This is a genomic window from Pedococcus soli (genome assembly GCF_054782575.1).
Genome location: NZ_BAAGSF010000005.1, coordinates 223,484 through 236,457, shown reverse-complemented (window position 1 = coordinate 236,457; position 12,974 = coordinate 223,484). Strand labels below are relative to the sequence as shown.

Genomic DNA, 12,974 nt, shown 5'->3' with positions numbered 1-12,974 from the left:
ATATTACCCACCGGTAACCACCGGGAGCCTGCCGCACCTCCGCTTTGGGTGCCCGCACGGTCGGAAATCCGACCGTCTGGGCGCCCAAAACTTGAGGCGGCCGTCTGGGCACCCAAAGCGGGAGAGGAGGCGGCTACTTCTTGGTCGCGCCGGGCTCGTCGTTGGACAGGGCTGCGATGAAGGCCTCGGGCGGGACCTCGACGGAACCGATGTTCTTCATCCGCTTCTTGCCGGCCTTCTGCTTCTCGAGCAGCTTGCGCTTGCGGCTGATGTCACCGCCGTAGCACTTGGCGAGCACGTCCTTGCGGATGGCGCGGATGTTCTCGCGGGCGATGATGCGCGCCCCGATGGCGGCCTGGATCGGCACCTCGAACTGCTGTCGCGGGATGAGGTCCTTGAGCTTGCTGGCCATCATCACGCCATACGCGTAGGCCTTGTCCTTGTGGACGATCGAGGAGAACGCGTCCACCGTCTCGCCCTGCAGCAGGATGTCGACCTTGACCAGGTCGGCAACCTGGTCGCCGTCGGGTTCGTAGTCGAGCGAGGCGTAGCCGCGGGTCCGGGACTTCAGCTGGTCGAAGAAGTCGAACACGATCTCCGCCAGGGGCAGCGTGTAGCGCATCTCCACGCGCTCCTCGGACAGGTAGTCCATGCCGCGCAGGCTGCCGCGCTTCTGCTGGCACAGCTCCATGACCGCACCGATGAACTCGCTGGGCACGAGGATCGTCGCGCGGACGACCGGCTCGGTGACCGAGGAGACCTTGCCGTAGGGGTACTCGCTCGGGTTGGTGACCGTCAGGACCTTGCCGTCGTCCATCGTCACGTCGTAGACGACGTTGGGCAGGGTCGAGATGAGGTCGAGGTCGAACTCGCGCTCGAGGCGCTCGCGGACGATCTCGAGGTGGAGCATCCCGAGGAACCCGATGCGGAAACCGAACCCGAGGGCCGCGGACGTCTCCGGTTCGTAGACCAGGGCCGCGTCGTTGAGCTTGAGCTTGTCGAGCGCGTCGCGCAGGTCGGGGTAGTCCGAGCCGTCGATCGGGTAAAGCCCCGAGAACACCATCGGCTTGGGGTCGCGGTAGCCGCCGAGGGCCTCCTTGGCCGGCTTGGCCGCGTTGGTCACGGTGTCGCCGACCTTGGACTGGCGCACGTCCTTCACGCCGGTGATGAGGTAACCCACCTCGCCGACGCCCAGGCCCTTGGCCGGTGTGGGCTCGGGCGAGCTCACGCCGATCTCGAGCAGCTCGTGCGTCGCACGGGTCGACATCATCGCGATCTTCTCGCGCGGGTTGAGGTTGCCGTCGATCACCCGGACGTAGGTCACCACGCCGCGGTAGGTGTCGTAGACGGAGTCGAAGATCATCGCGCGGGCCGGGGCGTCCGGGTCACCGACCGGGGGCGGCAGCTGCCGCACGATCTGGTTGAGCAGCGGCTCGACGCCCTCACCGGTCTTGCCGGACACCCGCAGGCAGTCCTCGGGCTCGCAGCCGATCAGGCCGGCCAGCTCCTCGGCGAACTTCTCCGGCTGGGCCGCAGGCAGGTCGATCTTGTTGAGGACCGGGATGATCGTGAGGTCGTTCTCCATGGCGAGGTAGAGGTTCGCCAACGTCTGCGCCTCGATGCCCTGGGCGGCGTCGACGAGCAGGACGGCGCCCTCACAGGCCGCCAGCGAGCGCGAGACCTCGTAGGTGAAGTCGACGTGCCCGGGGGTGTCGATCATGTTCAGCGCGTACGTGATCCCGTCGAGCTCCCACGGCATGCGCACGGCCTGGCTCTTGATGGTGATGCCGCGCTCGCGCTCGATGTCCATCTTGTCGAGGTACTGCGCGCGCATCGCCCGGCCGTCCACGACCCCGGTGACCTGGAGCATCCGGTCGGCCAGGGTCGACTTGCCGTGGTCGATGTGGGCGATGATGCTGAAGTTCCGGATCAGGTCCGGCGGCGTTGCGTGCGGCTGCAGCGCGGTGCGGGCCATCGGGGACACGGGTGTACTCGACCTCACGGGTGGGACGGCGGGGAACGGTTCATCCTCCCACGACCGCGCCACTGTCCGTGACGCGACGTGCGCGGTCCCCGAGGTCAGGCGGTCGCCACCGCCGAAGAGACGTCGCCGCGAGAGCGTCGGGTCGTGCGCCGTTGCGCCAGCCCCGAGGCCAGTGCGATCCCCACTCCGAGCACGGCGAGTATGGCGCCGACCCTCGAGGGCCATTCGTACCCCAGGCCCGCGGACAGCACGATCGAGCCGAGCCAGGCGCCGAGCGCGTTGGCCAGGTTGAGCGTGGAGTGGTTGAGCGCCGCCGCGAGGGACTGTCCCTCGTGCGCGACGTCCATGAGCCGGGTCTGCAGCATCGGCACCAGCGCGCTCGGCAGCAGGCCGAGCATGAAGACGGCGACGATGGCCAGCCACTTGGCCTGGTGGACGGCAGGACCGAAGAGCGCCAGCATCACGGCGATCGTCCCCATGAGGACGCAGATCCCGCGCAGCAGCCCCAGCTTCGAGACCGGCCCCGAGGCCACCGCCCCGGCGGTCATCCCCACGCCGTAGACGGCGAGGATGAGGGGGATCGCCCCCTTGCTGAAGCCACCCAGCTCGGTCATCGTCGGCGCGATGTAGGAGAACGTCGCGAACATGCCCCCGAAGCCGACCGTGCCGATGGCGAGCGCGAACCACACCTGGGGCCGACGCAGGGCGGAGAACTCCGAGCGCATCGTCGCTCCCCCGTCGGGTGGGCAGAAGGGCACCCAGCGCCAGACCGCGAGCACTGTGACGGCCGCGAGGACGGACACCGCGGCATACGGCCACTGCCAGCCGTAGGACTGGCCGAGGCGGGTGGTGAGCGGGACCCCCACGATGTTGGCCACGGTGAGTCCGGTGATCATCATCGAGACCGCCCACGTGCGGCGGTGCGCGGGCACGAGCGAGGCGGCCACGAGCGAACCCACGCCGAAGTAGGCGCCGTGCGGCAGGCCGGAGAGGAACCGCGCCCCCATGAGGAGGCCGTAGCTGCTGGCGAGCGCGGACAGGCCGTTCGCGACGGCGAAGCCGCCCATCAGCCAGAGCAGCAGGCGCTTGCGCGGCATCTTCGAGCCCAGGGTCGCCAGGACCGGGGCGCCGACGACCACGCCGGCGGCATACGCGGAGACGACGTGACCGGCCGTCGGGATGGAGATGCCCACCCCGTCGGCGACCTCGGGGAGAAGACCCATCGTGACGAACTCGGTCGTCCCGATGGCGAACCCGCCGATGGCGAGCGCGAGCAGCGCCAGGTTGGTGTGGCTCGAGCGGACGGCGGGACCCACCGGGTCGCTCGGCTCGGTGGTCAGTGCGGCGGGCGCGGGCGGAGCGGACTCGGTCACAGCGGTGCAACGGATCGTGCGTCGTGGTGCATTCCCCGACTGTCCCACGACCTGTACCCGCCTCGACGCGAGCCGTCAGCGGTCGAGACATAGCATCGACCCCGACGCCGACCACACATCGAGGGGACCATGGCCGAGCAGACCCACGCACCACAGCCGCAGCCGAGCCAGCCGCACCCGCTGGACCAGTTCGGGTCACCCGCCGGTCCCACCGGCCCAGCGGGGCCGTTCGCTCCCCCGGGGTTCCGCCGTCGGGTGCGCTCCCACCTGCGCCACCCGCTGGAGAACCTCTGCCTGGTGCTGGTCATCATCGGTTCGGTCGTCGTCTGGTCGTTCTGCGCCTACGAGATCTCCTCGGCGATCATCGACCGCCGGAGCCCCGACCCGTATGCCGTGCTCCTCCTGGCCGCGCCGGTCCTCGTCTACTTCCTCCGTGGCCAGCTCTACGCCCAGCAGCGGCTGACCGGCGTGAAGATCAGTGAGAGCCAGTACCCCGAGGCGCACCGGATGCTCCTCGACGCCTGCGCCCACTACGGCCTGCCGAGGGTCCCGGACGCCTACGTCGTGCTGGGCAACGGCATGATCAACGCCGCGGCCTCGGGACACGGGTTCAAGCGGTTCATCTTCCTGTACAGCGACCTGTTCGAGATCGGTGGCGAGGCCCGGCAGCCCGACGCGCTGCGCTTCATCATCGGCCACGAGGTCGGCCACATCGCCGCAGGTCACACCAGCTACTGGCGGGTCGTCGCGATCAGCGGCGCGCAGTGGGTGCCGTTCCTCGGGTCGACGCTGAGCCGCAGCCAGGAGTACACCGCGGACAACTTCGGCTACTCCCTCGTGCCGCAGGGCAGCGCCGGTGCGATGTCGACCCTCGCCGCCGGCAAGTACCTCAACCGCACCGTCGACGTGAACGCCTTCGCCGACCGCGCGACCACGGAGAAGGGCTTCTTCGTCTGGCTGGTCAACGCCCTGGCCAGCCACCCCGTCCTCGTCTGGCGCTCGCACGCGTTGCGGGACCGCCGTCGCCCGGGTCGGCTGCTGTGGCGCCCGAGGAGCAACGCGTGACGGTGCAGGTCGACTACCTGCACACCTCCCGTCGCCCCCAGTTCGCCGACCTCCCCGCAGACGTCCGGGCCCTGCTCGCCGAGGTGGCCGGGTCACCGGTCGCGTCGGCGCGGCCCAGCGTGACCTCGGGCTTCACCGGGGCGTTCGCCGCCCTGCTCGACCTCGCCGACGGCCGACGGGTGTTCGCCAAGGCGGCCGGGCCGGCGGCACCGCACGCGCGTGTGGCCATCCCGCAGGAGGCCCTGGTGCTGGGCCGGCTCGAACGCTTCGAGGGACGTCTGACCGCACCGGCCCTCGTCGGTGCTGCCGGTCTGGAGGACTGGCAGGTCGTGGTCGTCGAGGCCATCGACGGGCGGATGCCGGGCGTGCCCTGGACCGACGCCGAGGTCGACGTCGTCCACGACGCCTGCCTGCGCCTGGCCGCCGTCCCGCCCGAGGACGTCGCCGCCCTCACCCCGTCGTCCCTGGCCGCCGACGTCGGAGGTGACGAGGTGGCCCTCACCACGCTCGACGAGCTCGCCGCCGGCAGGCGGGACTGGCCCGAGTCCGTGCCGCCGGTTCGGCCCGAGCTGATGCGCGAGGTGGCCCGGCTCGGGCACCTCGCGTGCCGGCTGCTCGAGGGCGACCGGCTCGTCCACTGCGACCTGCGTCCCGACAACCTGCTGCTGGACACCGCAGGGCAGGTGCGCATCGTCGACTGGAACTGGGTCACGCGTGGTCCCGCGTGGACCGACTTCGTGAGCCTCTGGCCGCTGATGGCCAGGGACGGCATCGACGTGGACCGGCTCTGCCGGGAATCACCGCTCACCCGGGACACCGAACCCGAGGCCATCGATGCGTTCCTCGCCGTGCTGGCCGGATACCTCCTGAGCCACGCCGGGAACCCTGCCCCACCCGCCACCCTCAACGCGATCCGCGACCACCAGCGGTTGCTGGGGCGGCTCTGCCTCGACTTGCTCGCGCAGCGGCGCGGCTGGGCGGGCTGACCGAGCGCCCGTCCCGGTAGCGTGACGGCCATGGCACGACGCGGGCTCGGCGAACAGCTGGCACAGCTCCTCGGGCGGGCGGTCGGCGACGGCGCCCGCAGCTGGCTGCGGAGCCGCACGGGATCCAGGAGCAGCACCCCCGGCCGCGGCACCACTGGTCGTACCCCCGCCCGCCGCACGCGCGGGGGCGGCACGGCCCGCGGAGGCACCGTCCCCGCCGCGGGCGGGTCCTACCCTGGGGACTTCAGTGGCGTCCCCGACCTGAGGTATGCCGCCAACCCCGATGGCCGACCGGACCCGGGTGAGATCGTGTGGACGTGGGTGCCCTACGAGGAGGACCACAGCCAGGGCAAGGACCGTCCGGTGCTGCTCGTCGGACGTGACGGCGGGTGGCTGCTCGCCCTGATGCTCACGAGCAAGGACCACGATCGTGATGCCGCCCAGGAGTCACGCCGGGGTCGGCACTGGCAGGACATCGGCAGCGGAGCGTGGGACCGGGCCGGTCGCCCCAGCGAGGTGCGGCTCGACCGCGTCATCCGGGTCGACCCCGCCGCCGTGCGTCGCGAAGGCGCCACCCTGGACCGCGCCAGGTTCGACGCCGTGGCCGCCGCCGTGCGCGCCCTCGGCTGAGCCCGGAGCACCGCCGCCCACCCGAGCGCGGACACCCCGCGCCCGGCCGCCCGGGGGCCGGCGCGGCCCACCTTGGGCGAGTCCTGACCTGCACCGGGGGAACCCCTCACGCTTCCTTGACCCCGTGGGAGAAGTGACGTTTGTACCTTTTGCGGTGTTCGTCCACCTGCCACCGAGGGGAACCCCATGAAGCGTCTTCGCCGGCACCGAGCCATCGCCCTGGCTGCCGCGGCTGCTGCGCTGGTCGCGGCCACCGCCGCCACGGCCTCACCGTCGTCGGCCAGCCCGACCAGCACGCCGCGGCCCACCGACCACGCCAGGGGAGCCGGCATCGCGCGCGGCGGTGACGCGTACATGGGGTGGTCGCAGGACTCCACGGGCAGGACCGAGCCCACCGCGCAGCAGGCTGCCCGGGCCTCGAGCCTGGCGGCCGCCACCCAGACGCCCGGCATCGACGTGTCCAAGTGGCAGGGCAACGTCGACTGGGCGAGCTACTGGGGCCAGGGGAAGAAGTTCGCCTACGTCAAGGCCACCGAGGGCACGACGTACCAGAATCCGTACTTCGCCCAGCAGTACAACGGGTCCTACGGCGTCGGGATGGTCCGCGGGTCCTACCACTTCGCCCTGCCGGACAACTCCTCAGGCACGGCCCAGGCGGACTGGTTCGTCGACCACGGCGGAGCCTGGTCCGGCGACGGGAAGACGCTCCCGGGCGTGCTCGACATCGAGTACAACCCCTACGGCGCCACCTGCTACGGGCTGAGCCAGGCCTCGATGAACAGCTGGATCGCCGCCTTCACCTCGCGCTACAAGGCACGGACCGGACGGGACGCGGTCATCTACTCGACCACGAGCTGGTGGAGCACCTGCACGGGCAACACGAGCCAGTTCGCGTCGACGAACCCGCTGTGGATCGCGCGGTACAACACCACCGTCGGGACGCTCCCGGCCGGCTGGTCCTACTACACGTTCTGGCAGTACAGCGACACCCCGGTCGACCAGGACTACTTCAACGGCGACCTCGCCGGCCTGCAGAGGCTGGCACTCGGCTGAGCCGGAACTCCGCTCCGGTTGGGTGCCCAGCCGGTCGTCCCGTCGGCTGGGCACTCCGGCAGGGACGACGAAGGGGCCCGGTCACCGTGCGGTGACCGGACCCCTTCGTGATGTCAGGGACTCGATCAGATCGAGTTGGCCTTCTTCGCCATGGCCGACTTCTTGTTGGCGGCCTGGTTGGCGTGGATGACGCCCTTGCTCACGGCCTTGTCGAGCTTGGTCGAGGCAGCCTTGAGCGCCTCCGCTGCCGCGTCCTTGTCGCCCGCAGCAGCGGCCGTCTGGAACTTGCGGATGAAGGTCTTGAGCTCGCTCTTGACGGCCTTGTTGCGCTCGGTCGCCGTGCGGTTCGTCTTGATCCGCTTGAGCTGGGACTTGATGTTTGCCACGTGTGTCTCTCTTGGTTGGTCGGTGGTTGCCGTTAGAGGGCGGCAGAAGCATCTCGGGACCGGGCGTGGGGCACCCGTGGTTGAGACGCTCTGGGTGGTGCTTGCATGCGCACACGACCATGCGCGCACGCGACGGGTAAATCTACCAGCGAGGAGCCTCCACCCCCAAAACGTCCCTCGGCCCGACGGACCCGCAGGTCAGCGGCCGTTCCGCGCGGAGGTGATGGTGAGGATGGCGCGCTCGACGGCGTAGACGGGGTCACGACCACCGCCCTTGACCTCGAAGTCGGCCAGCGCGACGGCCTGGATCGAGTCGGCCAGGCCCTCCGGGCCCCAGCCGGACAGTCCCCGGCGGGCCTTGTCGACCTGCCACGGCGCCATACCGAGGTCGCGCGCGACGTCGGCGGAGCGCCCGCGGCCGGCGGCGCCGACCTTGACCAGCTGGCGCAGCTGCTGGGCGAGGACCGCCACGATCGGGACGGGGTCGACGCCGGTGGCGATGGCGTGGCGCAGCAGGCGCAGGGCCTCCCCCGCGTTGCCGGCCACCGCGGCGTCGGCGACGCGGAAGCCGCTCGCCTCGACCTTGCCACCGTGGTACTTGGCGACGAGCTGGTCGTCGATGGTTCCCGTGGTGTCGGCGACGAGCTGCGAGCAGGCGGCAGCGAGCTCGCGGACGTCCTTGCCCACGGCCTCGATGAGCGCCCGCACGGCATCGGGCGTGGCCTTGCGGCCTGCCCGGCGGAACTCGTGCATCGCGAAATCGGTCTTGTCGCGGTCGGACTTGATGGCCGGAGCCTCGACCACCCGGGACTGCGACTTCTTGATCGTGTCGAGCACCTTCTTGCCGCGCTGACCCGTCTTGTGGGTGACCACCAGCGTCACGTCCGCCTCCGGGGCGGCGAGGAAGGCGAGGAGGTCCTCCTGCAGCTCGTCCGGGGCCTCGTCGAGGTCGTGCACGACGATCGCCTTCGACCCGCCGAACAGCGATGGGCTCGCATGCATGCCCAGCGAGCCTGCCTCGTAGGTGGCGGCGTAGAGACGCACGACCTCGAGGTCCGGGTCGCCCTGGCGGAGCTCGTCGAGGGTCGAGGCGAGCGCGCGGTCGGCGATCACCTGCTCCGGGCCGGTGATGAGCACGAGCGGCGGCACGGACGTCGCGGTGGTGGTCACGGGGTCAGCCTGCCACGGCCCGGGGACAGCCTCAGCCGCCCGGGCAGTACGCCTCGCCGGGTGCGAGCTCGGGGTGGATGGCCCCGGCCCGGTCGGCCACCGACGTGACCGCCGTGCCCGCGCCGCGGCGTACCGCCACGACCTCCGCGAGGATCGCCACGGCGATCTCCCCCGGCGCCTGCGCGCCGATGTCGAGGCCGATGGGGGCGTGCAGGGTCGCCAACGAGTCCTCGGACACACCGTGGGCGAGCAACCACTCCCTGCGCCGCGCCTGGGTCTTCCGCGACCCCATCGCCCCCACGTATGCCGTGCCGGCTGCGAGCGCGTCCCGCAGGACCGGTCCGTCCACTCCTTCGTGGTGACTGGTGACCACGACGGCATCGTGCTCGGGTCCTACGGCCACCTGCTCGGCCGACACCGTGGTGGTCCAACCCATCGGCACGCACAGGGCGGTCAGGGCCTCGACGACCGGTCCGTCTCCGACGAGCAGCAGGTGCGGGGTGTCGTCCATGGGGCCAGTATCACCCGTATGGCGAAGTACACGGTGAACTCCGCGGCCGTCGACCACGTGGCCCGCCTGATCGAGGCGAGGCAGTACGTCCTGGACAGCAACTGGGGGGACGTCCAGCCCGACGCCGAGGCCCAGAACGCCTACCTCGAGAAGCACGACTGGGAGGCCTACGGCGCCTGGCACCTCGGGCTCACCGAGGGCGCGAACGACGAGACGAAGGCGCGCTACGCGTTCGTGGCAGGCGACTTCCGACGGGTGCACCGCAGCGCGCTGATCGCCTGCGTGTACCGCGCCTCGGAGTGGCGGCACAAGGACGTCGAGCTCGCGGCCCACGGCCTCCTGCAGCTCCTCGACCGCACCTCCGGCTGAGCCGGGTCCGAGCCCGTGCTCGGGTCAGTCGAACTTCATCGCGGCAGCGCCGGTCTCGAGGCCGAGCCCCTTGAGCCGGGCGGCGATGACGTCCTCGGGCAGCTCGAGGCTCTCGGCGAGCTCGGCGAGGTCCAGGCCCAGCTCGACCCCGTCACGCAGCTCCTCGTCGGACTCCGGCGTCCAGGCGAAGCCCTGGGTCACCGCGGTCCGGGACGTGTCGGCGGGTGGCGGGTCCTGCGCGACCGGGCGCGGATCCGGTGCCGGCTCGGCCGGACGCGGGTGCTCTGCCGCGTCCTCACCCGTGCGGCCCATCGTCGTCCCGGCGACCGCGCCGGTGACGCCGCGCAACGCCGGCTCGTGCACGGTCAGCGGTGCGGCCGCCGTCTCGTCGAGGCGCTTGAGGGCGGCCAGCACCCGGTCGCGGTCGGTCGTCGGCCAGAACGGGGGCAGCGACTTCTGGAGGAACCCGGCATACCGCGCCGTGATCATGCGGGAGTCGAGGAAGGCGACGACCCCACGGTCGTCGGCGCGGCGGATGAGGCGACCGGCCCCCTGGGCGAGGCGCAGGGCGGCATGCGTCGCCGAGACGGCCATGAACCCGTTGCCACCCATCCGCGCGATCGCCTGGGACCGCGCCGAGGACAACGGGTCGTCGGGTCGCGGGAACGGGATGCGGTCGATGATGACGAGCTGGCACGACGACCCGGGGACGTCGACGCCCTGCCACAACGTCAGGGTGCCGAAGAGGCAGGTTTTCGGGTCGCGGGCGAACTGCCGCACCAGCGTGGTGATCTGGTCCTCGCCCTGGCAGAGGAACCCGATCTCCCCGTCGAAGCGCTCGCGCATCGCCTCGGTCGCGTCACGGGCCGCGCGCATCGACGAGAACAGGCCGAGCGCCCTGCCGCCGGAGGCGCGGATGAGCGCCTCGATCTCGTCGAGGGTCTGCTCGCTGATGCCGTCGCGCCCCGGCGCGGGGAGGTGCTGGGCGACGTAGGCAATGGCCTGCTGGGGGTAGTCGAACGGGCTGCCGACGTCGAGACCACGCCACTCGGGCGCCCCCTCGCCCCGCAGGCCCATCGTCCCGGCCACCGCGTCGAACGTGCCGCCGAGCTCGAGCGTCGCCGACGTCATGACGACGGTGCGGTCACCGAAGACCTTGTCGCGCAACAACATCGCCACACTCATGGGCGCCACCCGAAGGATCGATCCGCGGCGCGGGTCGCGGTTGAGCCAGACGACGTCGAGGTCCCGCTCCTCGAGGATGCGGGAGGAGTTCTCGAACACCTCCTCGATCGCGGCCTGCGCGACCTTGCGGGCCCCGTCTGCCTCCACCCCCTTCTCGGGCTTCAGCTCGGTCATCACCTGCCGTGAGGTGTCGCGCACCCGGGCGAGGGCCATGGCCAGCGAGTCCGGTATGCCGCCGAGCTTGCCCTCGGGCAGCTCGTCGAGGACCCCGGCGAGGTAGTCGGCCGCGTCGTCGACGGTCTCGGCCGAGTCGGCCATCCGACCGGCGCGCTTGGCGGCCGCTGCCACCATCGGGCCGGTGATCTCGTCGGTGATCGTCGAGGTGACGCGGTCGACGAGCTCGTGGCCCTCGTCGACGACGAGGACGTCGTGCTCGGGCAGCATCTGCCGCCCCTCGAAGGAGTCGATCGCCATGAACGAGTGGTTCGTGACGATGACGTCGCACTCCTTGGCCGCCTCCCGTGAGCGCTCGACGAAGCAGTCGGCCAGGGCGGGGCACTTGCTGCCCATGCACTCGTGCGCGCTGACCGACACCTGTCGCCAGGCCCGTTCACTCACGCCGGGGACGAGCTCGTCGCGGTCGCCGGACTCGGTCGTGTCGGCCCACTCGCGCAGCCGGACGACCTCCTGCCCGAGGCGGGAAGCGGCCTTGTCCACCTCGCCGACCCCGAACAGCCCCTCGTCCTCGTCGGGGAAGCCGCCCTCGAGCTTGTGGGCGCACAGGTAGTTGCGGCGGCCCTTGACCAGGCCGTAGGTGGGCTGGCGACCGAGGATCGGGGCGATGGCCTCGGCAAGGCGGGGCATGTCGCGGTCGACGATCTGGGCCTGCAGCGCCAGGGTGGCCGTCGCGATGACCGCGGGCTTGCCGGTCTTCTGGGCGTGCATCACCGCCGGGATCAGGTAGGCGAGGGACTTCCCGGTGCCGGTGCCCGCCTGCACGAGCAGGTGCTCGTCCTTCTCGATCGCGTCCGCGACCGCATGGGCCATCTCGACCTGGCCGGGGCGTTCGACTCCCCCGACTCCCTGGACGGCAGCGTGCAGGAGGTCGTCGAGGGAAGCCACCCGGACAGGGTATGCCGTGTCACCGACCACTCGTGCCAGGCGTCCCCAGCGTCCTGGTCAGGCTCCACCGTGCGGCACGAGGGGGCGGCCGTCGACCCGCCTGGCCATGGTCACGTCGTCGCGGTCGTCGCCCGGTGCCACCCGGATCGCCCCCGGGATGCGGCCGACCTCGGTGTAGCCGCACCGAGCGTAGAACCCGCTCGCCCCCGACCCGCTGCGCACCCCGAGCTGGAGCAGCTCGACGCCGTCGTCGCGCGCGATCCGGTGCATCCCCGCCATGAGCGAGAGCCCCAGCCCACGGCGCTGCCGGGTCGGGTCCACCATGACGCGGTAGAGCCAGCGCCCGTGGTGCAGGAGGGGGTTGGCGGTCCGCACCCACCAGGCCCAGCCGACCAACGTGCCGTCTGGTTCACGCAGCGCCCCGGCCACGGCGGCGCCGGCCGCCATCTGCTCCTCGTGGGCAGCCAGTGCGCTCGCCACCCGCTCGGACGGGGCGCCGGGCAGGAAGCCGACCGCTCCCCCGGCGTCGTTCACCGCCGTCCACAGGGCCAGCACCTCCGCCCGCACACCGTCGTCGAGCGCCTCGAGCCGGGACACCCGCGGCGCCTCGAACACCGCCGAGTCGGGCTCGTCCGGGAGGTCGTCGGCCAGCACCATCCGGGCACCGGTGCGGACGAGTCCCGCGGACTCGGCCGTCCGGACCGAGGCGGGGTTGTGGTCCTTGACGACCGCACGGACCGGGTCGTGCGGGTGCCACTCGGTCGCCATCGCGACGGCGGCCCGGGCTGCCTCTCGGGCCAGGCCACGTCCCTGTGCCTCGGGCACGAACCGGTAGTAGAGGTTGAGGTACCCGTCCTGCTGCTTCACGCCGACCCAGCCCAACGGCATACCGGAGTCGCGGTCCTGGGCGACCCAGTAGCCGAACCCGTGCTCCGCCCAGTGCGCGAGGATCGCCTCGAAGAAGGCGGCGTTGGTCGCGGGCGTCCCGAGCACGTGCGGGGCGTGTGCGTAGAGGCGTGGGTCGCTGTGCACGGTGGAGTGGAAGTCTCGGTCCGCCTCGGTCGGGCGCCGCAGGTGCAGGCGCGCCGTCGTCGTCTCGAAGGCCATGGGTCCAGCCAAGCACGCGCCCCCGACACGGTG

At 71.4% G+C, this 12,974-nt stretch carries 12 protein-coding genes; 5 read left to right on the top strand and 7 right to left on the bottom strand.

Annotation, left to right across the window (positions count from 1 at the left end; translation table 11 throughout):
- Positions 1 to 133: 133 nt before the first annotated feature.
- Positions 134 to 1,975, bottom strand: a complete 1,842-nt coding sequence (gene lepA / locus ACYVKF_RS14200; protein WP_056917671.1) for a translation elongation factor 4 — start codon at positions 1,973 to 1,975, stop codon at positions 134 to 136.
- A gap of 104 nt (positions 1,976 to 2,079) precedes the next feature.
- Positions 2,080 to 3,357 (bottom strand): MFS transporter, encoded by a 1,278-nt coding sequence (locus ACYVKF_RS14195; protein WP_460967233.1) that lies wholly within the window; start codon positions 3,355 to 3,357, stop codon positions 2,080 to 2,082.
- 129 nt (positions 3,358 to 3,486) lie between these two features.
- Here ACYVKF_RS14195 and ACYVKF_RS14190 point away from each other — a divergent pair, with 129 nt between their 5' ends.
- From ACYVKF_RS14190 to ACYVKF_RS14175, 4 genes are all read left to right on the top strand, one after another.
- Positions 3,487 to 4,422, top strand: coding sequence for a M48 family metallopeptidase (locus ACYVKF_RS14190; RefSeq protein WP_460967231.1), 936 nt, complete (start codon positions 3,487 to 3,489; stop codon positions 4,420 to 4,422).
- A complete protein-coding gene (locus ACYVKF_RS14185) occupies positions 4,419 to 5,408 on the top strand; it encodes a phosphotransferase family protein (protein WP_460967229.1) in 990 nt (329 codons plus the stop codon). Before ACYVKF_RS14190 ends, ACYVKF_RS14185 begins: the two co-directional genes overlap by 4 nt.
- A 30-nt stretch (positions 5,409 to 5,438) precedes the next feature.
- Complete coding sequence (locus ACYVKF_RS14180) at positions 5,439 to 6,038, top strand: type II toxin-antitoxin system PemK/MazF family toxin (RefSeq protein ID WP_460967227.1); 600 nt, start codon at positions 5,439 to 5,441, stop codon at positions 6,036 to 6,038.
- Between the two features lie 186 nt (positions 6,039 to 6,224).
- Positions 6,225 to 7,091, top strand: a complete 867-nt coding sequence (locus ACYVKF_RS14175; RefSeq protein ID WP_460967225.1) for a lysozyme — start codon at positions 6,225 to 6,227, stop codon at positions 7,089 to 7,091.
- 125 nt (positions 7,092 to 7,216) lie between these two features.
- Here the strand turns inward: ACYVKF_RS14175 and rpsT are convergent, their stop codons facing one another.
- The 3 genes from rpsT to ACYVKF_RS14160 form a co-directional block, all read right to left on the bottom strand.
- Entirely contained in the window at positions 7,217 to 7,477 is a 261-nt protein-coding gene (gene rpsT / locus ACYVKF_RS14170) for a 30S ribosomal protein S20 (RefSeq protein ID WP_056917676.1), read from the bottom strand.
- Between the two features lie 198 nt (positions 7,478 to 7,675).
- Positions 7,676 to 8,647 carry a DNA polymerase III subunit delta gene (gene holA / locus ACYVKF_RS14165; protein ID WP_460967223.1) on the bottom strand — a complete coding sequence of 324 codons (972 nt, stop codon included), beginning with the start codon at positions 8,645 to 8,647 and terminating at the stop codon, positions 7,676 to 7,678.
- A 31-nt stretch (positions 8,648 to 8,678) separates the two neighbouring features.
- Positions 8,679 to 9,158, bottom strand: a complete 480-nt coding sequence (locus ACYVKF_RS14160; protein ID WP_460967221.1) for an XdhC family protein — start codon at positions 9,156 to 9,158, stop codon at positions 8,679 to 8,681.
- A gap of 18 nt (positions 9,159 to 9,176) precedes the next feature.
- Between ACYVKF_RS14160 and ACYVKF_RS14155 the strand changes: the two genes are divergently transcribed.
- On the top strand, positions 9,177 to 9,527 hold the full coding sequence (locus ACYVKF_RS14155) for a hypothetical protein (protein ID WP_460967219.1): 351 nt from the start codon (positions 9,177 to 9,179) through the stop codon (positions 9,525 to 9,527).
- A 24-nt stretch (positions 9,528 to 9,551) separates the two neighbouring features.
- On the opposite strand, the gene ACYVKF_RS14150 is transcribed toward ACYVKF_RS14155, so the two are convergent.
- Positions 9,552 to 11,834 (bottom strand): ATP-dependent DNA helicase, encoded by a 2,283-nt coding sequence (locus ACYVKF_RS14150; RefSeq protein ID WP_056919972.1) that lies wholly within the window; start codon positions 11,832 to 11,834, stop codon positions 9,552 to 9,554.
- Positions 11,835 to 11,891: 57 nt separating this feature from the next.
- Positions 11,892 to 12,941, bottom strand: a complete 1,050-nt coding sequence (locus tag ACYVKF_RS14145) for a GNAT family N-acetyltransferase (RefSeq protein WP_460967218.1) — start codon at positions 12,939 to 12,941, stop codon at positions 11,892 to 11,894.
- Positions 12,942 to 12,974: the final 33 nt, after the last annotated feature.